This is a genomic window from Enterobacter sp. CPE_E863, assembly GCF_046521465.1.
GTDB classification, from domain to species: Bacteria; Pseudomonadota; Gammaproteobacteria; order Enterobacterales; family Enterobacteriaceae; genus Enterobacter; species Enterobacter adelaidei.
Genome location: NZ_JBKFZX010000001.1, coordinates 274,073 through 295,567, shown reverse-complemented (window position 1 = coordinate 295,567; position 21,495 = coordinate 274,073). Strand labels below are relative to the sequence as shown.

Here is a 21,495-nt window from a genome sequence, read left to right as displayed (position 1 = left end):
GGATTACGATTTGGTCGACTGCTCAAAGCGGCGCAGCAGCTGATTTCCGCGCTCTACCGCAGAGTCCAGCGCCTGCTGTGGCGTTTTCTTCCCGGTCCACACGCTTTCCAGTTCTTCATCGACGATGGTGCGGATCTGCGGCATATTGCCCAGACGCAGACCTTTGGTGTACGGCAACGGCGGCTTGTTCAGCATCTGGCGCGTCGCGATGTCCGCGCCCGGGTTCTTGCTGTAGAAACCCTGCTCGCGGGTCAGGTCATAGGCGGCTTTGGTGATTGGCAGGTAACCGGTTTTCTGGTGCCATTCGGCGGCATTTTCTGGTTTTGCCAGGAAATCCAGGAACTCAGCCACGCCTTTGTAGGTGCCCTTGTCTTTGCCCTGCATCACCCACAGGCTTGCCCCGCCGATGATGGCGTTCTGCGGCGCGCCTTTCACGTCAGCGTCGTAAGGCATCATGCCCACGCCGTAGTTGAATTTGGCGTAATGACGGATGTCTGCCAGCGAGCCGGAAGAAGCGGTAGTAATAGCGCAATCGCCGTTGTAGAACTTCTCGGTGGATTCGTCTTTACGGCCGTAGTAGCTGAAATCGCCCTTCTTGTTGAGTTCTTCCAGGAGCGCAATGTGTTTCACCTGCTCTGGCTTATTGAACTCCAGGACCGCGTCAGTGCCGTCGAAACCGTTGTTTTTGGTCGCCACCGGCAGGCCATGCCAGGCGCTGAAGTTTTCAATCTGGATCCAGCCCTGCCAGCCGCTCGCATAACCGCACTTCATCCCTGCCGCTTTCAGCTTCGCGGTGTACTCGGCCAGATCCTGCCAGGTTTTTGGCGGCTGCTCTGGATCTAAACCGGCTTTTTTGAAGGCGTCTTTGTTGTAGTACAGCACAGGGGTGGAGCTGTTAAACGGCTGGGACAGCAGGTGGCCAGTTTTGGAATCGGTGTAGTAACCGGAAACGGTCGGTACGAACTGGGATTCGTCGAAGTTGATACCCGCGTCTTTAAAGACTTCGTACACCGGTTTGATGGCTTTAGAGGCCATCATGGTGGCGGTACCCACTTCATAAACCTGTAACAGCGCAGGCGCGTTGCCGGTACGGAAAGCAGCAATACCTGCGCTCAGGCTCTGCTCGTAGTTACCTTTATACACCGGCACAATTTTGTAATCCGGATGGGTGTCGTTGAAACGCTGCGCCAGGGAGTCAACTTCTTTACCCAACTCCCCTTCCATGGAATGCCAGAACGGAATGGTGGTGACAGCCATTGCGTTCGTCGCAAAAGCCAGACCAATTGCCAGACCCAAAGCTGTGTGTCGTAACGATGTCATTGTCATCTCTCTTATTGTGCCGGATGCGCGATATCACGCGTTTTATGCTCGCGAGGTAACATGACATGCTCGAATGACAGAAAAATAACTGTTTGTTTACAGATAAGTGACAGCCAGGCGTCAGGGGGATGATGGTTGTGTGAAGGGGGTTGGGGTGAAAAAAAGCCGGGTGGCGGCTACGCCTTACCCGGCCTACTCGATCCTGTAGGCCCGGTAAGCGTAAGCGCCACCGGGCGATGAAGACGGCTCAGCCGCCTAAATAAGCGCTCCGCACCGCCTCGTTCGCGAGCAGCGCGTCTCCGGTATCAGAAAGCACCACGCGGCCGTTCTCCAGCACGTAGCCACGGTCTGCAAGCTTCAGCGCCTGGTTAGCATTCTGCTCGACGAGGAAGATGGTCATCCCCTCTTTACGCAACTGTTCGATGGTGTCGAAAATCTGCTGGATGATGATTGGCGCAAGCCCCAGCGACGGTTCATCGAGCAGCAACAATCGCGGCTGGCTCATCAACGCACGGCCAATCGCCAGCATCTGCTGTTCACCACCGGACATAGTGCCCGCACGCTGAATACGGCGTTCCCACAGGCGCGGGAAGAGTTCATACACCCACTTGATGCGGGTCTGGTATTCATCGCGGTGGGCAAAGAAGCCGCCCATCGCCAGGTTCTCTTCCACCGTCATGCGGGAAAACACGCGGCGCCCTTCCGGCACAATCGCCACCGCTTCACGCATGATTTTGGCGGTCTGCCAGTCGGTAATGTCTTTGCCATCAAACACAATTCGCCCGCTGGTCGCGCGCGGGTCACCGCACAGGGTGCCGAGCAGTGTGGTTTTGCCCGCGCCGTTGGCCCCAATCAGGGTGACGATTTCACCCTGATTGATATGAAGGCTGACATCGTGCAGCGCCTGAATCTTGCCGTAGTGCGCATTGACCTTGTCGAACGTTAACATCGCTTTTTCCATCTTATGGCTCGCCCCCATTATGCTTCGCCTAAATAGGCGCGGATCACGTCCGGATTGTTGCGGATCTCTTCCGGCGTGCCGTTTGCCAGCGGCGTGCCCTGGTTTACCACGTAGATACGGTCAGAAATGCCCATCACCAGCTTCATATCGTGCTCAATCAGCAGGATGGTGGTGTCGTGATGATCGCGCAGCTCGGCAATCAGCTCGTCCAGCTCTTTGGTCTCTTTCGGGTTGAGGCCAGCAGCAGGTTCGTCGAGCATCAGGATTTCCGGCTGCGTCACCATGCAACGCACAATCTCCAGACGGCGTTGGTCGCCGTAAGCCAGGTTGCTAGCCTGACGGTTAGCGTGCTGCAACAGACCGATGCGGTCGAGCCAGGTGGCAGCGCGATCCAGCGCTTCATCCTGCGCGCGACGGAAGGCCGGGGTTTTCAGCAGGCCGGAGAAAAGCCCGGTTTTCAGCTGCTGATGTTGCGCCACCAGCAGGTTCTCAATGACCGTCATCTCGCGGAACAGACGCACGTGCTGGAAAGTACGCACCACGCCCATACGGGCGATCTGTTGCCCGGGCAGGCCTTCAAGGTGCTGGTCGCGCAGCATAATGGTGCCGCCCGTCGGCTTGTAGAAACCGGTCAAACAGTTGAAGACCGTGGTTTTCCCCGCGCCGTTCGGGCCAATCAGGGAGACAATCTCTTTCTTGTGCAGATCCAGATTCACGTTGTTGACCGCCAGCAGGCCGCCAAAACGCATCATCAGACCGTTAACGGATAATAATGGCTGACTCATGCCTGCTCTCCTTTCGCTTGCCCGTTCTTCAGCTTCAGCTGTGGACGGGTCATCGGCAGCAAGCCCTGCGGACGCCAGATCATCATCAGCACCATTAAACCACCCAGCATCAGCATGCTGTATTCGTTAAAGTCGCGCATCAGCTCACGCGAGACCACCAGCAGGATGGCCGCCAGGATAACGGCGAACTGCGAACCCATCCCGCCGAGCACCACAATCGCCAGCACAAAGGCAGATTCGGCAAAAGTGAAGGATTCCGGGCTGACAAAGCCCTGGCGTGCGGCAAACAGCGTTCCGGCAAAACCGGCAAACGCGGCACTGATGGTGAACGCTGTCAGCTTGATGCGGGTAGGGTTCAGGCCCAGGGAGCGGCAGGCGATCTCATCTTCACGCAGTGCTTCCCACGCGCGGCCCAGCGGCATGCGCAGCAGACGGTTGATCACAAACAGGGTAATCACCACCAACAGCAGCGCCACCAGGTAGAGCCAGATGACACGGTCAGACGGGTCGTATTTCACGCCAAAGAAGTTGCTGAAGGTATCCCAGCCGCCTTCACGGGCGGTACGGCTGAATTCCAGACCAAAGAAGGTCGGTTTCGGGATCTGGCTGATACCGTTCGGGCCACCGGTCACTTCAGTGTTGTTGAGCAGCAAGATACGGACGATTTCACCAAAGCCTAAGGTCACAATCGCCAGGTAGTCACCGCGCAGGCGCAGCACCGGGAAGCCCAGCAGGAAGCCCGCAGCCGCAGAAACCAACCCCGCCAGCGGCAGACATGTCCAGAAGCCGAGGCCGTAATAGTGGTTCAACAGCGCAAAAGTGTAGGCGCCGATGGCGTAGAAGCCGCCGTAGCCCAGCACCAGCAGGCCAGACAAACCCACTACCACGTTCAGACCGAGACCGAGGATCACGTAGATCATGGTCAGAGTGGCAATATCTACCGTCCCGCGCGACACCACGAACGGCCACGCCACCGCCGCCACCAGCAGGGCGACGAGGAACAGCTTCTGTTTAACAGTTGAACCATCAATCGCAGGCAGCACGAATTTCGGGCCAGAAACGCCTTTCAGCGTCTTCTGGAACAGCGGACGCAGCAGCTGGAACAGGAACACCACGGCAGTGCCGATAAACACCCACTGCCAGCGGATGTCTGCTGCGGTGTCCACCACCAGCTTAGTACCGTTCAGCTCTAACTGAACGCCCATAAAGACGCCCGCCAGCACGAAGAACATGGCGGCAGAGAGCAGCGCCATTGCAAAATGCATCGGTTTCATACTTTCTCTACCTCCGGACGACCCAGAATACCGGTAGGCATTACCAGCAGAACCAGAATCAGCAGGGCAAACGACACCACATCTTTATATTCCGTACTCAGATACGCCGAGGAGAGCGCTTCGGCCACGCCGAGGATAAGACCGCCAATCATCGCGCCCGGAATGCTGCCGATACCACCCAGCACCGCTGCGGTGAAGGCTTTCATCCCGGCCATAAAGCCGATGTACGGGTTAATCACACCGTAGAACTGACCGAGCAGCACACCTGCGACGGCAGCCATTGCCGCACCAATCACGAAGGTAAGTGCAATCACACGGTCCGTGTTAATGCCAAGCAGGCTCGCCATCTTCAGGTCTTCCGCGCAGGCACGACAGGCGCGCCCCATGCGGGAATAACGAATGAACAAGGTCAGCGCCAGCATCGCAATGAAGGTCACGATCCAGATAACCAACTGCATGGTGGTAATAGACGCAGAGAAGTTATCACTCGCCCCGACAACCCACTGGCCATTAAACAAGCTTGGCAGCGCCACGTCGCGCGAGCCTTCGGTCAGGCTGACGTAGTTTTGCAGGAATATTGACATACCGATGGCGGAGATCAGGGCAATCAGGCGCTTGGAGCTGCGCACTGGCCGGTAGGCCACGCGTTCGATGCTCCAGCCGTAGGCACTGGCAATCACGATCGCGCCGACAAACCCGGCAGCGACCAGCAGCCAGCTGCTGTCGATACCCATCATCATCAGCGCGGCGATGATCATAAAGGAGACATAACTACCGATCATGTACACCTCGCCGTGGGCGAAGTTAATCATGCCGATAATACCGTAAACCATCGTATAGCCGATGGCGATCAGCGCGTAGGTGCTTCCCAGCGTGACGCCGTTAAACATCTGCTGCAGGAAATAGAGAAACTGCTCGGACATATGCAAACCTTTTTATACCCGCCCGTCAGTCCGGGCGGTGGGATAATTATTTGGCGGCCGAGGATGAACCGTCGGCGTGCCACTTAAAGACACCAAACTCAAATCCCTTCAGATCGCCTTTCTCATCCCAGTTCAGCGGCCCAATCACGGTGTTCGCCCCGTGTGCTTTTAAATCTTTCACCAGATCCAGCGGTTCTTTGCTGCCGGAGCGATCCAGTGCGGTTGCCAGAGACTGCACAGCCGCGTAGGTGATCCAGACGTATGGACCACTCGGATCCTTCTTCTGCGCCTTGAGCGCATCAACGATAGCCTTGTTGGCCGGATCCTGGTCATAGCGTTTTGGCATCGTAACCAGCATGCCTTCGGCGGCATCACCCGCGATGTTTGACAGGGAGGCGTTACCCACGCCTTCCGGCCCCATAAACTGGGTTTTCAGCCCTACCGAACGCGCCTGGCGGAGCATCTGGCCCATTTCCGGGTAGTAGCCGCCGTAATAAACGAAATCAATATTCTCTTTTTGCAGACGGGCGATCAGCGCGGAGAAATCTTTCTCACCGGCGGTAATTCCATCGAAGAAGACGACATTCGCGCCGCCTTTTTTCAGGCCGTCCTGAACGGAACGCGCCAGGCCTTCACCGTACTGCTGTTTGTCATGAATAATGGCAATGCGCTGTGGCTTAACGGTGCCGAGGATGTATTTGGCGGCGGTTGGGCCCTGAGAGGAGTCCAGACCCGCGGTACGCATAATGTGCTGATAGCCGCGTTGGGTCAGCTCCGGGTTGGTCGCACCTGGGGTGATCATCAGAATGCCTTCGTCTTCGTAGATATCAGACGCAGGCTGGGTGGAGGATGAGCACAGGTGGCCGATCACATACTGAATACCGTCGTTGACGATTTTGTTGGCGACCGCAACGGCCTGTTTGGGATCGCAGGCATCGTCGTATTCCACACCGACCAGTTTGTCGCCTTTGATACCACCTTTGGCGTTGATGTCTTTGATGGCCTGGCGCGCACCGTTGAACTCCATATCCCCCCACTGGGCAACAGGACCGGACATCGCACCGACTACAGCAACTTTAATCTCTTCCGCCATGGCCGCATGCGAAATCGACAATGCAACCATCCCCGCGAGTAACGTTTTCGCGTTCCTTCTCATCTCTGAATCCCCATTCGTGATGTCGTGTTTATATTTTGTTTTATTCTGGTTAAAAAGCATTCTGTACTTTTAATGCACAACGCTATTTTTACCAGTGCCTTTAATGGTTTAGCGCAGGTTTTTGTCAAAAACCAGACTAAAATCTCTATTTTTCAGGCTATTAAGCAAAGATAATATTCTGAAATCAGGCAGAGATAAACAAATAAAAGTGCAGTTTGCAGCATAAAATAACGGTACAAAGCGCCGAATAAATCACTACCATTCAGGTTAAAATTCTGCTTATTTTTCGATCCATGTGTTTTCAAACTGCCCATCGCGCTGCCAAAAAACTAATCACCTGGTTAATGAGAATAAAAAGAGGAAGCCGCTGAGTGAATAAATTGAGTACACTGCCCCTACTCAATTTGATTTGGACAACAAGCTAATGAAACTGACAATCGTTCGTCTGGTGACCTTTAGCGACCAGGATCATATCGACCTGGGCAAGATCTGGCCGGAATATTCCCCTTCGTCACTGCGCGTTGACGAGACTCACCGCATTTATGCTGCGCGATTTAATGAACGTTTGCTGGCTGCGGTTCGCGTGACTCTGAGCGGCACCGAAGGGGCGCTGGATTCACTGCGCGTGCGTGACGTCACCCGTCGTCGTGGTGTAGGGCAGTATTTGATTGAAGAAGTGATCCGCGAAAACCCGAGCGTGACCTCCTGGTGGATGGCCGACGTGGGCGTGGAAGACCGTGGCGTGATGGCGGCATTTATGCAGGCGTTAGGGTTTACGGCGCAGGAGAATGGGTGGGAGAAGCGCCAGGGATGACCTGTGCGGCCTGATGCCCTCACCCCGACCCTCTCCCACGGGGAGAGGGAGAAAACATTAAAAAAGGCAACTTACGTTGCCTTTTTGCGGCTTTTCCCAAGAATTTCGTGTTGCAGGAAGGCGGCAAGTTATGAAATCCCCGGGAGCTTACATAAGTAAGTGACCGGGGTTGAATAACGCAGCCAACGCACCTGCGGCGCGAAAGGCGACGGGAAAATTATTTGGCGTCTGTCGCCGTGCCATTCGCGTGCCAGTCAAACACGCCGAACTCGAAGCCCTTCAGGTCGCCCTTCTCATCCCAGGAGAGTGGCCCCATCACGGTCTCAACAGTATTCGCTTTCAGCCAGGTGGCAATCTCTGCCGGATCGGCTGATTGGTTCAGGCCCGCCTGCAGCGACTGCAGCGCAGCGTAGGTGGTCCAGACGAACGCACCGCTTGGATCCTGTTTCTTCGCCTTGATGGCATCTACGATTGGTTTGTTCGCCGGAACCTGGTCGTAGTTCTTCGGTTTGGTCACCAGCAGGCCTTCAGCGGATTCACCCGCAATGTTAGACAGGGAAACGTTCGCCACCCCTTCCGGGCCCATGAACTGGGTTTTCAGGCCTGCGGCACGCGCCTGACGCAGGATCTGGCCCATTTCCGGGTGGTAACCACCGTAGTACACAAAATCAATATTCTCTTTCTTCAGACGCGCCACCAGGGTGGAGAAGTCTTTCTCACCGGCAGTAATACCGTCGAAGAACACCACGTCAGCATTCGCTTTCTTCAGGTTGTCCTGGACGGAACGCGCCAGACCTTCACCGTACTGCTGCTTGTCATGAACGATAGCGATGCGCTTCGGCTTCACTTTTTCAACGATGTATTTCGCCGCAGTTGGGCCCTGGTCAGAGTCCAGGCCGGTGGTGCGCAGGGTCAGCTTGTAGCCGCGCGAGGTCAGTTCCGGTGCGGTTGCAGCCGGGGTGATCATCAGAATGCCTTCGTCTTCGTAGATGTCAGACGCTGGCTGAGTAGAGGAAGAGCACAGGTGACCGATAACGTATTTGATCCCGTCGTTCACCACTTTGTTCGCGACCGCGACCGCTTGTTTCGGGTCACAGGCATCATCATATTTTACGATCTGCAGTTTTTCGCCCTTAATACCGCCCTTGGCATTAATGTCTGCAACCGCCTGTTCTGCGCCAGTAAATTCCTGGTCACCATACTGTGCTACCGGACCGGACATCGCTCCTACGACAGCCACTTTAATATCTGCCTGTGCCATCGTGCTAAATGCCAACGCGATACATCCTGCCAGTAACGCTTTACCCTTCATGTTCATCCTGAGATTCCCCATTATTATGGTTATTACGATTATTGTGATGTTGTTGTGTAGCGCTTTATTTCAGTTATAGGTATGCCACTCGCGCTTTTTCAGCATACTCTGCTAAAACATACCCCATTTTTATGATTTTGGAATAGCTAATTTGAAATGAATATATGATAAGCCCGGCAGAGATTTCCGCCGGACGTGTGGCTTTAACGTGTCAGCGACGCGGAGATGATGTCCAGCGCTTTACGGAACTGCACTTCAGGGATAGTCAGCGGATACAAGAAACGAATGACGTTGCCGTAGACGCCGCAGCTCAGAAGAAGTAGCCCTTCCTGCAACGCGCGTTCTTGTACCTGACGGGTGAATTCCGGCGACGGGAGCCCTGATTGCGGGTCGTTAAACTCCACCGCCACCATCGAGCCTTGCGCACGAATGTCAGCGATATACGGGCAATGTTCCTTCGCTTTGCTCAGCACTTCCACCAGGTGATGACCAAGGTGCGCCGAGCGCGTGCAGAGATCCTCTTCATCAATCACGTCCAGCACGGCATGCGCCGCCGCAATCGCCAGCGGGTTACCGGCGTAGGTTCCGCCCAACCCACCAGGCGCAGGTGCGTCCATCACCTCGGCCCGGCCCGACACCGCCGAGAGCGGCATCCCGCCCGCCAGGCTTTTTGCCATGGTGATCAGATCAGGCTTCACACAGTGGTGTTCCATAGAGAACAGTTTGCCGGTACGGGCGAAGCCGCTTTGCACCTCGTCGGCAATCAGCAAAATGCCGTGGGTATCGCACAGCGCGCGCAGGGCCTGCATAAAATCAGCAGGCGCAATGTTGAAACCACCTTCTCCCTGAACCGGCTCGAGAATAATAGCCGCGACCTGGTCGGGTGCGATATCCGCTTTAAAGATGCGTTCCAGGCTCTTTAACGCCTCTGCCGTGCTGACGCCGTGCAATTCATTAGGATATTGCGCGTGGTAAACCGAGCCGGGGAACGGGCCAAAACCCAGTTTGTAGGGTGCCACTTTCCCCGTTAAAGCCATCGTCATAAAGGTGCGGCCGTGGAATGCACCACCGAAGGTGATAAGGCCAGGACGCCTGGTATACGCGCGGGCAATTTTTACGGCGTTTTCGACCGCCTCAGCCCCCGTGGAGAAGAACGCCGTTTTAGCCGGGCCCTCAACGGGCACGCGTTCGTTGAGACGTTCGGCAAGCGCCACGTAGCCTTCGTACGGCACAATCTGGTAGGCCGTGTGGGTAAAGGCATGGAGTTGCTTTTCGATGGCGGCAATGACTTTGGGATGGCGATGGCCGGTATTCAGTACCGCGATCCCCGCAGCGAAGTCGATGTACTCATTACCCTCCACGTCCCACACCGTGGCATTTTCAGCTTTATCGGCATAAAAATTACACATCACGCCGATGCCGCGCGGCGTCGCCTGTAAACGCCGGTCGTTCAGTTCGTTATTTTTCACCCTGTCCCCCTGAGAAAGTCACCTGCTTAGCGCATCAGTAAGTGTTTGCCAGGGGGAAGGAATTCGCCAGAGCGGGCGCTAAAAAAACAAAACCCCCGAATTTGCATTCGAGGGTTCTCGGTGTACTTCGCTTATCTTACGCTTCGATAGCGGCGCGAAGTTTTTTCATGGCGTTCTTCTCAAGCTGACGAACACGTTCAGCGGAAACGCCGTAGCGGTCGGCCAGTTCCTGCAGCGTGGACTTGTTGTCTTCGTCCAGCCAGCGGGCGCGGATAATATCCTGGCTACGTTCGTCGAGGCCTTCCATCGCATGGGTCAGCTTGTTCGCGGCCTGATCTTCCCAGTTATCCTCTTCAATGCCGTCAGCAAAGTTAGAGGCTTTATCCTGCAGATACAGTACCGGTGCCATCGGCTGGCTGTCGGATGCGTCGTCGTCGGAGGACATATCAAAGGTCATGTCCTGCGCGGCCATACGGGATTCCATCTCACGCACATCTTTGCTGGATACGCCCAGCTCGCGCGCCACCATTTCAACTTCATCCTGATTGAACCAGCCCAGACGCTGCTTGGTTTTACGCAGGTTGAAGAACAGTTTGCGTTGCGCTTTTGTCGTGGCGACTTTCACAATACGCCAGTTACGCAGAACGTATTCGTGAATCTCTGCTTTGATCCAGTGCACGGCGAAGGAGACCAGTCGCACACCCACTTCCGGGTTGAAGCGACGCACAGCCTTCATCAGACCGATGTTACCTTCCTGAATCAAGTCCGCCTGCGGCAGGCCGTAGCCCGCATAATTACGAGCAACGTGAACAACAAAGCGCAGGTGAGACAGGATCAGCGTCTTAGCTGCTTCCAGATCGCCCTGGTAATGCAGCTTTTCAGCAAGCTCCTTTTCTTCCTCGGCCGTTAACATCGGCCAGGTGTTCGCAGCCCGGATGTAAGACTCCAGGTTACCAACAGGGGCTAAAGCTAAAGTTTGCATTTCTTTGGTCATTCATTCCTCTCAATGTTTCTTCTGGTCCAGGTTATCCCCATCAGGCAACAACCATGCCAAAGCGTTTGAGCAACGAGATTAGCATTCACTCTTGTATCAGACAGTGATTTTATCCACAAGTTCCAGGTGCAACGGTGAATAAATTACGCACAAAATGTGACATGAAGATGATAACAGGGGAAGAGACAACAGGGACACTTTCCCTGCAGAGCGAACATCTCGGTGCAGGGAAAGATTATATCACGCTTTTATTAATCGGGAGTAAAGTGACGTAAATGTTGAACGGTTGCCAGCCAGGCTGCCACCCACCCAATCATCGAACACACCAGCAGCAGCAACAGGCACTCATCGAACCCTAAGCCGCTGATATCAAACTTCGTTCCGAAAACCTGCGCCACTTCTGTGACTGCCGACGACAGACGCATCACCAAAATTTCTGACAATATCAGTGAAAGAAATGCGCCGGAAAAACCGAGCAGTGCGCCGCCATAGAGGAACGGACGCAGGATGAAACCATCCGTCGCACCAATCAGTTTCTGCACGTTGATGGTATCGCGACGGGCGAAGATGCTCAGGCGCACGCTGTTACCGATGACGAGGAAGACCGCCGCCACCATCAGCACGCCAATCATCGCCGCCACGCGGCCTACCAGCCCGGTCAGGGCAGAGAGACGCGCAAACCAGCTGTCATCCATGCGCACTTCATCAATGCCCTTAATGCGCGTGATGCGATCGCGCAGGGTGTTAAGCGAATCGGTCCCCTGGAAATCCAGCTTCGGGATCACCACCGCCACGGCAGGCAGCGGGTTCTCTTCAAGCATGTCCAGCGCGCCGCCAAAGCCTGACCAGTTGCGGAACTCGCCCAGCGCGTCTTCACGCGAGAGATAGTTAACCTTCTCCACACCCTGCTCGGCCTGAATTTGCCCGACCACCTGCGCTGCGGCGTTATCGTCGAGCGCTTTATCCAGATAGACCGTGATCTGCGGGGACGGATAGTATTGTGAGGCCGCCTGGTTGACGTTTTTATAGACCATATAGCAGACGCTTGGCAGCGTCAGGGAGATGGCAATCACCATCACCGTCAGGAACGTCGCCAGCGGTTTGCTTTTCAGGTCCTGCAGCGCGCCGTGGAACGCGTAGCGCACCTGCTCGTTAAACACGTTGGTTTTGCGGGAGGCAGGCATTGGCGCGGCTTTCTGGCGCTTTGGCGCATTACGATTGCCATCACCACCGCCCTGCGACTTACGGAAACGATCAAACCGGTTCCCGAACTGTCGAATCTGGTTTATTGCATCACGCTTATTCACCATGGCCTCCGTGCAAATGACCGTCGCTCAGGGTCAGCATGCGGTACGAACGACGGGAAATAAGCCCGATATCGTGCGTCGCCATCAAAACCGTCACCCCTACGCGGTTGAACTCCTCAAACAGACGCAAAATCCCTTCTGACAGGGCGTCGTCCAGGTTACCGGTCGGCTCATCCGCCAGCAGCACCGCAGGTTTGTTCACCACCGCACGGGCAATGCCCACGCGCTGCTGTTCACCGCCGGAGAGCTGGATCGGGAAATTCTTCGCTTTGTCCAGCAGCCCGACCTTATCCAGCGCCGCAGAGACGCGACGGCGGATATCATCATAGCTGGCACCGGCAATAATCAGCGGAATCGCCACGTTATCGAAAACGGTGCGATCCATCAGCAGGTGGTGGTCCTGGAAAATCATGCCGATCTGCCGACGCAGAAACGGCACTTCGCGATTTTTCAGACGGCTTATCTCATGACCGCCGAAAAAGATTTTCCCGGCACTTGGCCGTTCGATCCCACAGATAAGCTTGAGCAGGGTACTTTTCCCCGCGCCGGAATGGCCGGTCAGGAATGCCATCTCGCCCGGTTGCAGGTGGAATGTCACCCCCTGCAACGCTTGTCTCCCACCGAGATAGGCCTTGCTGACGTGTTCAAAGCGAATCATTGTTAGTCCTCTCGGGCAAATAGTGCCTCAATAAAGTCGTCCGACTTAAACGGACGTAAATCTTCAATACGCTCGCCCACACCGATGTAACGGATAGGAATGCCGAACTGATCGGCCACGGAGAAGATCACCCCGCCTTTGGCGGTGCCGTCCAGTTTGGTCAGCGTGATCCCCGTCAGTCCTACCGCTTCATGGAACAGTTTTGCCTGACTAATGGCATTCTGTCCGGTGCTGGCATCAATGGTCAGCATAATTTCATGCGGTGCTTCTTCATCCAGTTTTTTCATCACCCGGACGATTTTCTTCAACTCTTCCATCAGGTGCGATTTGTTCTGCAAACGCCCTGCGGTATCGGCAATCAGTACATCCACGTTGCGCGCCTTCGCCGCCTGGATGGCGTCAAAGATAACGGATGCGGAATCCGCGCCGGTATGCTGGGCAATCACCGGGATGTTATTGCGCTGGCCCCAGACCTGCAGCTGCTCAACCGCTGCTGCACGGAAGGTATCACCTGCCGCCAGCATCACCGATTTACCCTGCTGTTCGAACTGACGCGCCAGCTTGCCGATGGTGGTGGTTTTACCCACGCCGTTCACGCCAACCATCAGAATAACAAATGGCGTTTTGCCTTCAATATTAAGCGGTTCGTCAACTTTTGCGAGAATTTCACCCATCTCATCTTTCAGAAGGCCATACAGCGCTTCGGCGTCGCGCAGCTGTTTGCGGCTCGCCCCTTCGGTCAGGTTGGTGATGATCTTACGGGTGGTTTCCACACCGACGTCGGCGATCAGCAGTTGCTCTTCCAGCTCTTCAAACAGATCGTCGTCGATCTTCTTGCCGCGGAAAAGACTGATAAATCCGGAACCTAAGTTTTCTTTTGTTTTAAGCAGGCTGCGTTTCAGGCGGGCGAAGAAACCTTCTTTGGTCGGTTTTTCCTGTTCCTGAACGATCTCCTCTTCTGCCTGCTCTTCCACTGGCACCACGATAACCGCTTCTTCAGCCGCTTCTGCTGCCAGCGCCTGTGCTTCCAGCTCTTCGTCGGTCAGTTCAGGTTCGTTTTCGGCTTCTTCTTCCACCGCCTCAACAATTTCAACGGTTTCCGCTTCGGCCTGCCACTCTTCGGCAGAAACGGCTTCGGTTTTCACCTCTTCCGGCAGCGGCAGTTCTTCGTGTTCGATGACGGCCTGCGGCGCTTCGGGAATCTCTTCGGCGACAACCGGTTCTGGCTTCTCGCTTTCCTGAACCTGTTCAGTGACCTCAACCACCTCTTCAGCGAAAGATTCAATCTCTTCTTTGCTGTGTGCCGTCTCTTCCGCTTCGACAACCGCGGCGGTTTCTACAGGCGTTTCAGGCTGCGACTGCTCTTCAACGGCATGTTGCTCTTCGGTTTTCTGTTCTGTTTCTTGCTCTTTTTCACCGAAGCCCAGCCAGGAAAAGAAGCCACGTTTTTTTTGTTTTGCCATCTGCGACTACACTCCTCGCGGCGCTATATACATGGAAGCTAAAAAAATGATGAAATAGTCTAACACTTTACTTAATTGACATCACCGCCCGCAATCGCAGGCCAATTGTTAACAGAGCTTTCCTGAGATGAAGAAACCCAACCGCGCCCCGGCCGGTCAAATTCGTATTATCGGCGGTCAGTGGCGAGGCCGGAAACTACCGGTGCCGGACAGCCCCGGTTTACGCCCTACTACCGACCGCGTACGCGAGACGCTGTTTAACTGGCTGGCCCCGTCAATGGTAGACGCCCACTGTCTCGACTGTTTCGCCGGAAGCGGCGCACTCGGACTGGAAGCGCTGTCACGCTATGCCGCCAGCGCCACGCTGCTGGAGATGGAACGCGGCGTGGCGCAGACGCTGCAGCAAAATCTGGCGACGCTAAAGGCAACCAACGCTAAAGTCGTGAACACCAACACGCTGAGTTTCCTCGCGCAGAAAGGTACGCCGCATAACGTGGTGTTTGTCGACCCACCGTTCCGTAAGGGGCTGCTGGAAGAGACGTTATCCCTGCTGGAGCAAAACGGCTGGCTGGCAGATGACGCATTGATTTACGTGGAAAGTGAAGTGGAAAACGGTTTACCGCCGGTTCCCGCCCACTGGGATCTGCACCGTGAAAAAGTGGCAGGTCAGGTCGCTTATCGTCTGTATCACCGTCAGGCTCAAGGAGAATCCGATGCCGGTACTGATTAATCTGGGACGTTTGTTGATGCTGGGCGTCTGGGCGTTTTTAATTCTCAACCTGGTGCACCCGTTCCCGCGACCGATGAATATTTTTGTTAACGTCGCGCTGGTTTTCACATCGTTTATGCACGCCCTGCAGATGGTAATGCTGAAAAATGGTCTGCCAAAAGATGGCCCGCAGATGACCGGCTGGCAGCAGCTGCGCGTCTTTATTTTCGGCGTGTTTGAACTGCTGGTGTGGATGAAGAAATTTAAGGCGCAGGTGAAGAAGTAAGGTGCGGCCTGATGCTCTCACCCTCTCCCACAGGGAGAGGGAACCGATCGAGCATTATTCAGGCGTAAAACCTTCGAATCGGGACCCTTTATAACTCAGCGTCCCTTTCTCCCCCACCGTCAACTGATGGTACTGCTGCGCCTCCAGGCGGAAGGTCATCTCGAGCCCGCCGGTTTCCGGCTTAAAGCTCGCTTCATAGCGCATTGTCGTGCCTGCTGGCGTCACCTGCTGCTGGCGTGAACGGCGGTCGTTAAGCGGTTTTTCGCGTTTGTTCGTCACTACCACGCGCTTTTGCAGCAGCGGTGCAGCATCGTTATCCGCCTTTTCGCGGCGCTGCTGTACGAAACGGAACGAGGCGGCAATGACGATAATCGCCACCACGATAATGAAAAACAGCGGCATCTTGCTCATTCTAAAATCCCATCAGATTATGCGGAATTCAGGATACCCTGCCTTCCCTGCCATTGCCAAACGCCCGTCCGCATCACTACACTGGATCAGAAACTGATTATTCAGCCTTAACAGATACAGGGAGTTAATATGCTTTGGTCATTTATCGCTGTCTGTTTTTCCGCATGGCTTTATGTCGATGCGTCGTACCGCGGTCCCACCTGGCAGCGCTGGTTGTTTAAACCGGTCACGCTGTTGCTCCTGCTGCTGCTGGCCTGGCAAGCGCCGATGTTTAACGCCGTAAGCTATCTGGTCCTCGCCGGGCTGTGTGCTTCCCTGATTGGCGATGCCTTAACCCTGCTGCCACGTCAGCGTCTGCTGTATGCCGTGGGGGCATTTTTCCTGTCGCATCTGCTCTATACCATCTACTTTGCCAGCCAGATGACGCTTTCATTCTTCTGGCCGCTGCCGCTGGTACTGCTGGTGATTGGCGCACTGCTTATTGCGGTGATCTGGTCGCGTCTGGAAGAGATGCGTTTGCCGGTCTGTACGTTTATCGCCATGACGCTGGTGATGGTATGGCTGGCAGGCGAACTGTGGTTCTTCCGTCCAACGGCACCGGCGATGTCCGCGTTCTTCGGTGCAGCACTGTTGTTACTCGGGAATATCGTATGGCTGGGCAGCCACTATCGCCGTCGTTTCCGGGCGGATAACGCGATTGCCGCCGCCTGCTACTTTGCCGGACACTTCCTGATTGTGCGCTCGCTGTATATTTAAATAAGCCTTGACTCTGGAGTCGACTCCAGAGTGTATGCTGCGGTTAATGAGAAAATTATCATTGCCGGAGACTGCCATGTCGACTCCAGAAACACCAAAAAAAGCCCCACAATTCTCAGCATTTAAGCTCAGTCCGGTTCCGCCGAAGGACGACTGCTGCTGCGATGGTGCGTGCGAAACACAAACCGAAATACTCCCTGAAAACGGCAACCGCTACAGTTGGGTCGTCAACGGTATGGACTGCGCCGCCTGCGCCCGTAAAGTTGAAAACGCGGTAAAACAGGTGCCGGGTGTGAGTCATGTCCAGGTTCTGTTTGCCACTGAAAAGCTGCTGGTCAGCGCGGATAACGACGTTAGCAAACAGGTTGAAGCTGCCGTAAGTCAGGCGGGTTACAGTCTGCGTAGCGAAAATGCGCCGGCAGAAAAAACCTCTTCCCTGCGAGAAAATCTGCCGCTTATTACCCTCATCATCATGATGGCCCTGAGCTGGGGACTGGAACAGATTAACCATCCGTTCGGCAATCTGGCATTCATCGCCACCACGCTGGTTGGGCTGTTCCCAATTGCCCGTCAGGCATTGCGGCTGATGAAAAGCGGAAGCTGGTTTGCCATCGAAACGCTGATGAGCGTGGCCGCTATTGGTGCACTGTTTATTGGTGCGACAGCAGAAGCGGCGATGGTGCTGCTGCTGTTCTTAATCGGTGAACGTCTTGAGGGCTGGGCCGCCAGCCGCGCGCGTAAAGGAGTCAGCGCGCTAATGGCCCTGAAACCTGAAACCGCCACACGCGTGATCAACGACAACCGGGAAACCGTCGCCATCAACACGCTGCGCCCGGGCGATGTGATTGAAGTCGCCGCAGGCGGGCGTCTGCCTGCAGACGGTGAGTTGCTCACCGCAACAGCAAGCTTCGACGAAAGCGCCCTCACCGGAGAATCGATTCCGGTTGAACGTACAACCGGTGAAAAAGTGCCTGCGGGTGCCACCAGTGTTGATCGTCTGGTGCAACTGACGGTGCTTTCCGAACCCGGTGACAGCGCCATCGACCGTATTCTGAAGCTGATTGAGGAAGCCGAAGAGCGTCGCGCGCCAGTTGAGCGGTTTATCGATCGCTTCAGCAGGATTTACACCCCCGCCATCATGCTGGTTGCCCTGCTGGTCACTGTCGTTCTACCCCTGTTTTTCGGCGCACCGTGGGAAGGCTGGATTTATAAAGGTCTGACGCTGCTGTTGATTGGCTGTCCGTGTGCGCTGGTGATCTCCACCCCGGCGGCCATCACATCCGGGCTTGCGGCGGCGGCACGTCGCGGAGCGCTGATCAAAGGCGGAGCCGCCCTGGAACAGCTAAGCCAGGTTCAGCACATTGCCTTCGATAAAACCGGTACGCTGACCGTAGGTAAGCCGCAGGTGACCGGTGTTTATCCGCAGGAAATCAGTGAAAACGAACTGCTGACATTGGCAGCTGCCGTAGAGCAAGGTTCAACCCACCCGCTGGCGCAGGCGATTGTGCGTGAAGCGAAGGCGCGTGAACTCACCATCCCTGCGGCAACTTCCCAGCGGGCACTGATGGGCTCAGGCATTGAGGCCGTCGTCGACGGTAAAAAGGTGCTGATTGTCGCGGCTGGCAAGTCTTCTACTCCAGAGGTTGAGGCGTTAGAACAGACCGGGCAAACGGTCGTGGTCGTCATGCAGGACGGCGTGGCGAAAGGAATGCTGGCATTGCGCGATACCCTGCGTGATGACGCAAAAGAAGCCGTGGCGGCGCTGCACCAACTGGGCGTACAGGGCGTTATTCTTACAGGCGATAACCCTCGTGCGGCAGCCGCAATTGCCGGTGAACTGGGGCTGGAATTTAAAGCCGGATTGTTGCCTGCAGATAAGGTCAGCGCAGTCACAGAGTTGAACGCTCATGCCCCGCTGGCGATGGTTGGTGACGGGATTAACGATGCCCCGGCGATGAAAGCGTCCACCATTGGTATTGCGATGGGCAGCGGTACCGACGTGGCGCTGGAAACGGCCGACGCGGCGCTGACCCACAACCGCCTGACCGGGCTGGCGCAGATGATCGGGCTGGCACGTGCGACGCGTGCCAATATCCGTCAGAACATTGGCATCGCGCTGGGGCTGAAAGGGATATTCCTGGTGACCACCCTGCTCGGCATGACCGGGCTGTGGCTGGCGGTGCTGGCGGATACCGGGGCAACGGTGCTGGTGACGGCGAACGCACTCCGGCTGTTGCGTCGTCGATAAAAAAACGCCCGGTGGCGTAACGCCTACCGGGCTTTATTTCAGGAGAAATAGCTCATCGCCAGGCCTAAAAATAGCACCAGACCGACGTAGTTATTATTCATAAACGCCTTAAAACAGGCTTCACGCTCGCGCTTCGCAATCAGCTTTTGCTGGTACGCAAACAGCAAGCCCGCCACCAGCACGGACCAGTAAAACTCCCAGTTCAACCCGTTTATGCGACCAATCGCGACCATCAGTGCCAGTACCGCGACCTGCAGGATACCGATAATCAGCTTGTCCTGACGACCAAAGAGGATAGCGGTTGATTTGATGCCAATTTTCAGGTCATCGTCACGGTCTACCATCGCGTATTGCGTGTCATATGCCACGGCCCAGAGAATATTCGCCAGGAACATCAGCCAGCAGCTGAGTGGTAAGGACTCACTAACTGCCGCAAATGCCATCGGAATCGACCAGCCAAATGCCGCCCCCAGCACCACCTGAGGCAGATGGGTGTAGCGTTTCATAAACGGATAAACCCAGGCCAGGGCCAGCGCCGCAACGGAAAGCAGAATGGTCATGGTGTTAAGGGTTAACACCAGCAGGAAAGAGAGCAGCACCAGAACAATGAACAGCACGCGGGCTTCTTTCCCGGTGACTTGCCCGCTGGGTAACGGACGACCGACAGTACGTTTTACATGCCCGTCGAATTTACGATCGGCATAGTCATTGACCACACAGCCTGCCGCGCGCATCAGCCAGACGCCGGCAACGAATACGCCCAGGATCCACAGCGGTGGCACGCCCGGCGTCGCGACCCACAGCGCCCATAAGGTCGGCCACAGCAACAGTAACGCGCCAATCGGTTTATCGGTACGCATTAAGCGGTGATAGGCCAACAGCTTATTCTGCGTCAGGCTCCACTCCATTTTTTTCTTCCTCTTAGTACAACGGCGATGCCGGTAAAAAAAGCTCCGTCAGTATTAACGGTTTACCGCTCAGGCGAAGGCGGGAACGACGCCCCCACAGTTCGGCATCACGACCAATCTCAATAAAATCTCGGGTAAGCTCAGACGAGGTGAAAAGGTAACGCCCCAGAGGCGTTTTCCCCAGCCGTTGCAGCGCCAGCTCGGGCCCGGAAAGGGTAGATTCGGGCACCACCGTCCGCCCGGCAAGCCATGGCTCGCCATCAGCGCAGAGTAAAATTTCACGCAGCCAGTAACGTGGCTCTTGCGGCAATAGCGGCAGCTCGGCAGCAATCTCATCGCCAGAGACAAACCCTTCCTGAATCAGGGTCACCGTGACCGTTTTACCCTGCTGCTCAAAACGTTTCGTCATGGAATCTTCCAGCAGCAACCAGTCCAGTTGCTGCGGATCAAGCGCAGGTATTTGGTCGAAATAGCGCAGCGCACGCAGTTGCGTTAGCGCAGGGTGTGACATGCCAGACTCTCCGATACATAACGTGATGGCATTGTATCGCAGAAAAGCAGATTGAGGGCGGCCAAACGTTATTTAACGATCACTATCGCAACAAGAGCGCAACAGCCCGGAGAATACCAAAAAAAGTGCGCCCACTCAGGCGCACCAAACTACTAACAAATCAGCACTGTGGGGAAACGGTTACCCCTTGCCTTTTACACTGCTGATAAAGGTGGAACGGGCAGTGGTTGAACCTAAACGTTCGGCTTCATCAAGCAGTTTCAGCGCTTTATCGACATCGCCGCGCTTCACCGCCTGCTTAATGGCGTTGTTGAAGTACTCTTCGGTGTCGTTCAGAACCGGTTCAGCTTTCTTCGATGGGGCTGGTGCAGCGGCGGCTACCGGTGCGGCAGCGGCTGTGGCGGCTGGAGCGGCATACACAGGCGCGGCTGTATTGCCTACTGTGACAGGGCCAGTACCGGAAGAGCCAAACAGTGGGCCAACCAGCACGCTGGATGCATTGTTTGTTGAGACTTTCAGCTTAAGCAAACCGTCGGTGACGTGACGCGCTAATGGATCCGGAATATCCGGAACCGAGTTGCCGGTGCCTTTCGCATAGGCTTTTGCCGGATCGATAAGCTTAGTGGTCTGCTGCAGATCTTTTTCGGTCGTGAAAACCAGAACATAAATCTTCTGCTGACCCAGGGCAGGCGTCAGGCGCATTTTGCCTTCCAGACGGTCGGCGCTCATCACGCCTGGTTCCTGGTAACTAAAATATTCGCTTGGGAAGAAAGCAGATGGCGTCAGGTTCTGATCCAGAATCAGTACGTTAGGTGCGAAGACGCTGGTTTGCTTGTTCACTTCGCTGGTCAGCGTCAGGGTTAGCTCACCAATGTTGGCCGGCACGCTGTAGGCGGCAACCGGCCCGGTGATCCCCGGCACGTTCAGTTGCTGGCCGCCCGTAGAAAGCTGTGTCGACTGCGTTTTGGATTGATCAACTGGCGTCCAGGTCAGTTGCTGGAGCGCCGCCGCCGGGATAGCCGGCGCAGCGCTGGTATTTTGTGGTACGAAATTCACGTCTGCAAAGGAGACCGCCGGAACACAGGCCATCAGCCCCGCAGAGAGGCACAGCGCGACGAGACTTTTCTTCATTTTCATTGTTATTACCTCTGATAGCGTGAGCACTGCGGTGGCCAGGCAATAGCGCGCAGCACCCTAAGGATAGAGGGGCTTGCGCCCCTCTTTTAGGTC

Annotated in this window: 21 protein-coding genes; 5 read left to right on the top strand and 16 right to left on the bottom strand. The window is 55.6% G+C overall.

Going from position 1 to position 21,495, the window contains the following annotated elements:
- Window positions 1–3: 3 nt before the first annotated feature.
- The 6 genes from ugpB to livK all read right to left on the bottom strand — a co-directional run bounded on the left by ugpB (window position 4) and on the right by livK (window position 6,419).
- Entirely contained in the window at window positions 4–1,320 is a 1,317-nt protein-coding gene (gene ugpB / locus ACLHV8_RS01400) for a sn-glycerol-3-phosphate ABC transporter substrate-binding protein UgpB (protein ID WP_028017953.1), read from the bottom strand.
- Window positions 1,321–1,567: 247 nt separating this feature from the next.
- The gene (livF, locus tag ACLHV8_RS01395) at window positions 1,568–2,281 is read right to left on the bottom strand and encodes a high-affinity branched-chain amino acid ABC transporter ATP-binding protein LivF (protein ID WP_023298801.1); all 714 of its coding nucleotides are present in this window, start codon (window positions 2,279–2,281) and stop codon (window positions 1,568–1,570) included.
- A 17-nt stretch (window positions 2,282–2,298) separates the two neighbouring features.
- A complete protein-coding gene (gene livG, locus ACLHV8_RS01390) occupies window positions 2,299–3,066 on the bottom strand; it encodes a high-affinity branched-chain amino acid ABC transporter ATP-binding protein LivG (RefSeq protein ID WP_008500101.1) in 768 nt (255 codons plus the stop codon).
- Window positions 3,063–4,340 carry a branched chain amino acid ABC transporter permease LivM gene (gene livM, locus ACLHV8_RS01385; RefSeq protein ID WP_013099130.1) on the bottom strand — a complete coding sequence of 426 codons (1,278 nt, stop codon included), beginning with the start codon at window positions 4,338–4,340 and terminating at the stop codon, window positions 3,063–3,065. The genes livG and livM overlap by 4 nt, the downstream gene beginning before the upstream one ends.
- Entirely contained in the window at window positions 4,337–5,263 is a 927-nt protein-coding gene (gene livH, locus ACLHV8_RS01380; RefSeq protein WP_028017954.1) for a high-affinity branched-chain amino acid ABC transporter permease LivH, read from the bottom strand. The genes livM and livH overlap by 4 nt, the downstream gene beginning before the upstream one ends.
- Before the next feature lie 46 nt (window positions 5,264–5,309).
- Window positions 5,310–6,419: a high-affinity branched-chain amino acid ABC transporter substrate-binding protein LivK gene (livK, locus tag ACLHV8_RS01375; protein WP_208594804.1), complete on the bottom strand. Its 1,110-nt coding sequence runs from the start codon at window positions 6,417–6,419 to the stop codon at window positions 5,310–5,312.
- Between the two features lie 424 nt (window positions 6,420–6,843).
- On the opposite strand from livK, the gene panM reads away from it, so the two are divergent.
- Entirely contained in the window at window positions 6,844–7,233 is a 390-nt protein-coding gene (gene panM / locus ACLHV8_RS01370; protein ID WP_134708604.1) for an aspartate 1-decarboxylase autocleavage activator PanM, read from the top strand.
- 217 nt (window positions 7,234–7,450) lie between these two features.
- Here the strand turns inward: panM and livJ are convergent, their stop codons facing one another.
- The 6 genes from livJ to ftsY all read right to left on the bottom strand — a co-directional run bounded on the left by livJ (window position 7,451) and on the right by ftsY (window position 14,436).
- Window positions 7,451–8,551, bottom strand: a complete 1,101-nt coding sequence (gene livJ, locus ACLHV8_RS01365; RefSeq protein ID WP_152546598.1) for a branched chain amino acid ABC transporter substrate-binding protein LivJ — start codon at window positions 8,549–8,551, stop codon at window positions 7,451–7,453.
- Between the two features lie 197 nt (window positions 8,552–8,748).
- A complete protein-coding gene (locus tag ACLHV8_RS01360) occupies window positions 8,749–10,014 on the bottom strand; it encodes a 4-aminobutyrate--2-oxoglutarate transaminase (RefSeq protein ID WP_028017958.1) in 1,266 nt (421 codons plus the stop codon).
- A 136-nt stretch (window positions 10,015–10,150) separates the two neighbouring features.
- Window positions 10,151–11,008 (bottom strand): RNA polymerase sigma factor RpoH, encoded by an 858-nt coding sequence (gene rpoH, locus ACLHV8_RS01355; RefSeq protein ID WP_208594803.1) that lies wholly within the window; start codon window positions 11,006–11,008, stop codon window positions 10,151–10,153.
- Between the two features lie 251 nt (window positions 11,009–11,259).
- The gene (ftsX, locus tag ACLHV8_RS01350) at window positions 11,260–12,315 is read right to left on the bottom strand and encodes a permease-like cell division protein FtsX (RefSeq protein WP_208594802.1); all 1,056 of its coding nucleotides are present in this window, start codon (window positions 12,313–12,315) and stop codon (window positions 11,260–11,262) included.
- On the bottom strand, window positions 12,308–12,973 hold the full coding sequence (ftsE, locus tag ACLHV8_RS01345) for a cell division ATP-binding protein FtsE (protein WP_025758973.1): 666 nt from the start codon (window positions 12,971–12,973) through the stop codon (window positions 12,308–12,310). The genes ftsX and ftsE overlap by 8 nt, the downstream gene beginning before the upstream one ends.
- A 2-nt stretch (window positions 12,974–12,975) precedes the next feature.
- Window positions 12,976–14,436, bottom strand: coding sequence for a signal recognition particle-docking protein FtsY (gene ftsY, locus ACLHV8_RS01340; protein WP_028017961.1), 1,461 nt, complete (start codon window positions 14,434–14,436; stop codon window positions 12,976–12,978).
- A 127-nt stretch (window positions 14,437–14,563) separates the two neighbouring features.
- Here ftsY and rsmD point away from each other — a divergent pair, with 127 nt between their 5' ends.
- Together rsmD and ACLHV8_RS01330 are read left to right on the top strand one after the other, a co-directional pair.
- On the top strand, window positions 14,564–15,166 hold the full coding sequence (gene rsmD, locus ACLHV8_RS01335) for a 16S rRNA (guanine(966)-N(2))-methyltransferase (RefSeq protein WP_028017962.1): 603 nt from the start codon (window positions 14,564–14,566) through the stop codon (window positions 15,164–15,166).
- Window positions 15,150–15,431 carry a DUF1145 family protein gene (locus tag ACLHV8_RS01330; protein WP_049007747.1) on the top strand — a complete coding sequence of 94 codons (282 nt, stop codon included), beginning with the start codon at window positions 15,150–15,152 and terminating at the stop codon, window positions 15,429–15,431. Before rsmD ends, ACLHV8_RS01330 begins: the two co-directional genes overlap by 17 nt.
- Before the next feature lie 54 nt (window positions 15,432–15,485).
- Here ACLHV8_RS01330 and ACLHV8_RS01325 read toward each other — a convergent pair whose 3' ends face one another.
- Window positions 15,486–15,842, bottom strand: a complete 357-nt coding sequence (locus ACLHV8_RS01325; protein WP_049007748.1) for a DUF2500 domain-containing protein — start codon at window positions 15,840–15,842, stop codon at window positions 15,486–15,488.
- Window positions 15,843–15,971: 129 nt separating this feature from the next.
- Between ACLHV8_RS01325 and ACLHV8_RS01320 the strand changes: the two genes are divergently transcribed.
- Window positions 15,972–16,598, top strand: coding sequence for a lysoplasmalogenase (locus tag ACLHV8_RS01320; RefSeq protein ID WP_028017965.1), 627 nt, complete (start codon window positions 15,972–15,974; stop codon window positions 16,596–16,598).
- A 76-nt stretch (window positions 16,599–16,674) separates the two neighbouring features.
- A complete protein-coding gene (gene zntA / locus ACLHV8_RS01315) occupies window positions 16,675–18,846 on the top strand; it encodes a Zn(II)/Cd(II)/Pb(II) translocating P-type ATPase ZntA (protein WP_208594801.1) in 2,172 nt (723 codons plus the stop codon).
- 38 nt (window positions 18,847–18,884) lie between these two features.
- On the opposite strand, the gene ubiA is transcribed toward zntA, so the two are convergent.
- The 3 genes from ubiA to malM form a co-directional block, all read right to left on the bottom strand.
- The gene (gene ubiA / locus ACLHV8_RS01310) at window positions 18,885–19,754 is read right to left on the bottom strand and encodes a 4-hydroxybenzoate octaprenyltransferase (RefSeq protein ID WP_208594800.1); all 870 of its coding nucleotides are present in this window, start codon (window positions 19,752–19,754) and stop codon (window positions 18,885–18,887) included.
- Window positions 19,755–19,767: 13 nt separating this feature from the next.
- Complete coding sequence (gene ubiC / locus ACLHV8_RS01305) at window positions 19,768–20,265, bottom strand: chorismate lyase (RefSeq protein ID WP_028017968.1); 498 nt, start codon at window positions 20,263–20,265, stop codon at window positions 19,768–19,770.
- A gap of 180 nt (window positions 20,266–20,445) precedes the next feature.
- A complete protein-coding gene (malM, locus tag ACLHV8_RS01300; RefSeq protein WP_028017969.1) occupies window positions 20,446–21,402 on the bottom strand; it encodes a maltose operon protein MalM in 957 nt (318 codons plus the stop codon).
- Between the last annotated feature and the right edge of the window lie 93 nt (window positions 21,403–21,495).

Coding starts and splice junctions, on each gene's coding strand:
- ugpB (WP_028017953.1), bottom strand. CDS start 1,320: ATGACATCGTTACGACACACAGCTTTGGGTCTGGCAATTGGTCTGGCT.
- livF (WP_023298801.1), bottom strand. CDS start 2,281: ATGGAAAAAGCGATGTTAACGTTCGACAAGGTCAATGCGCACTACGGC.
- livG (WP_008500101.1), bottom strand. CDS start 3,066: ATGAGTCAGCCATTATTATCCGTTAACGGTCTGATGATGCGTTTTGGC.
- livM (WP_013099130.1), bottom strand. CDS start 4,340: ATGAAACCGATGCATTTTGCAATGGCGCTGCTCTCTGCCGCCATGTTC.
- livH (WP_028017954.1), bottom strand. CDS start 5,263: ATGTCCGAGCAGTTTCTCTATTTCCTGCAGCAGATGTTTAACGGCGTC.
- livK (WP_208594804.1), bottom strand. CDS start 6,419: ATGAGAAGGAACGCGAAAACGTTACTCGCGGGGATGGTTGCATTGTCG.
- panM (WP_134708604.1), top strand. CDS start 6,844: ATGAAACTGACAATCGTTCGTCTGGTGACCTTTAGCGACCAGGATCAT.
- livJ (WP_152546598.1), bottom strand. CDS start 8,551: ATGAACATGAAGGGTAAAGCGTTACTGGCAGGATGTATCGCGTTGGCA.
- rpoH (WP_208594803.1), bottom strand. CDS start 11,008: ATGACCAAAGAAATGCAAACTTTAGCTTTAGCCCCTGTTGGTAACCTG.
- ftsE (WP_025758973.1), bottom strand. CDS start 12,973: ATGATTCGCTTTGAACACGTCAGCAAGGCCTATCTCGGTGGGAGACAA.
- ftsY (WP_028017961.1), bottom strand. CDS start 14,436: ATGGCAAAACAAAAAAAACGTGGCTTCTTTTCCTGGCTGGGCTTCGGT.
- rsmD (WP_028017962.1), top strand. CDS start 14,564: ATGAAGAAACCCAACCGCGCCCCGGCCGGTCAAATTCGTATTATCGGC.
- ACLHV8_RS01330 (WP_049007747.1), top strand. CDS start 15,150: ATGCCGGTACTGATTAATCTGGGACGTTTGTTGATGCTGGGCGTCTGG.
- ACLHV8_RS01325 (WP_049007748.1), bottom strand. CDS start 15,842: ATGAGCAAGATGCCGCTGTTTTTCATTATCGTGGTGGCGATTATCGTC.
- ACLHV8_RS01320 (WP_028017965.1), top strand. CDS start 15,972: ATGCTTTGGTCATTTATCGCTGTCTGTTTTTCCGCATGGCTTTATGTC.
- zntA (WP_208594801.1), top strand. CDS start 16,675: ATGTCGACTCCAGAAACACCAAAAAAAGCCCCACAATTCTCAGCATTT.
- ubiA (WP_208594800.1), bottom strand. CDS start 19,754: ATGGAGTGGAGCCTGACGCAGAATAAGCTGTTGGCCTATCACCGCTTA.
- ubiC (WP_028017968.1), bottom strand. CDS start 20,265: ATGTCACACCCTGCGCTAACGCAACTGCGTGCGCTGCGCTATTTCGAC.
- malM (WP_028017969.1), bottom strand. CDS start 21,402: ATGAAAATGAAGAAAAGTCTCGTCGCGCTGTGCCTCTCTGCGGGGCTG.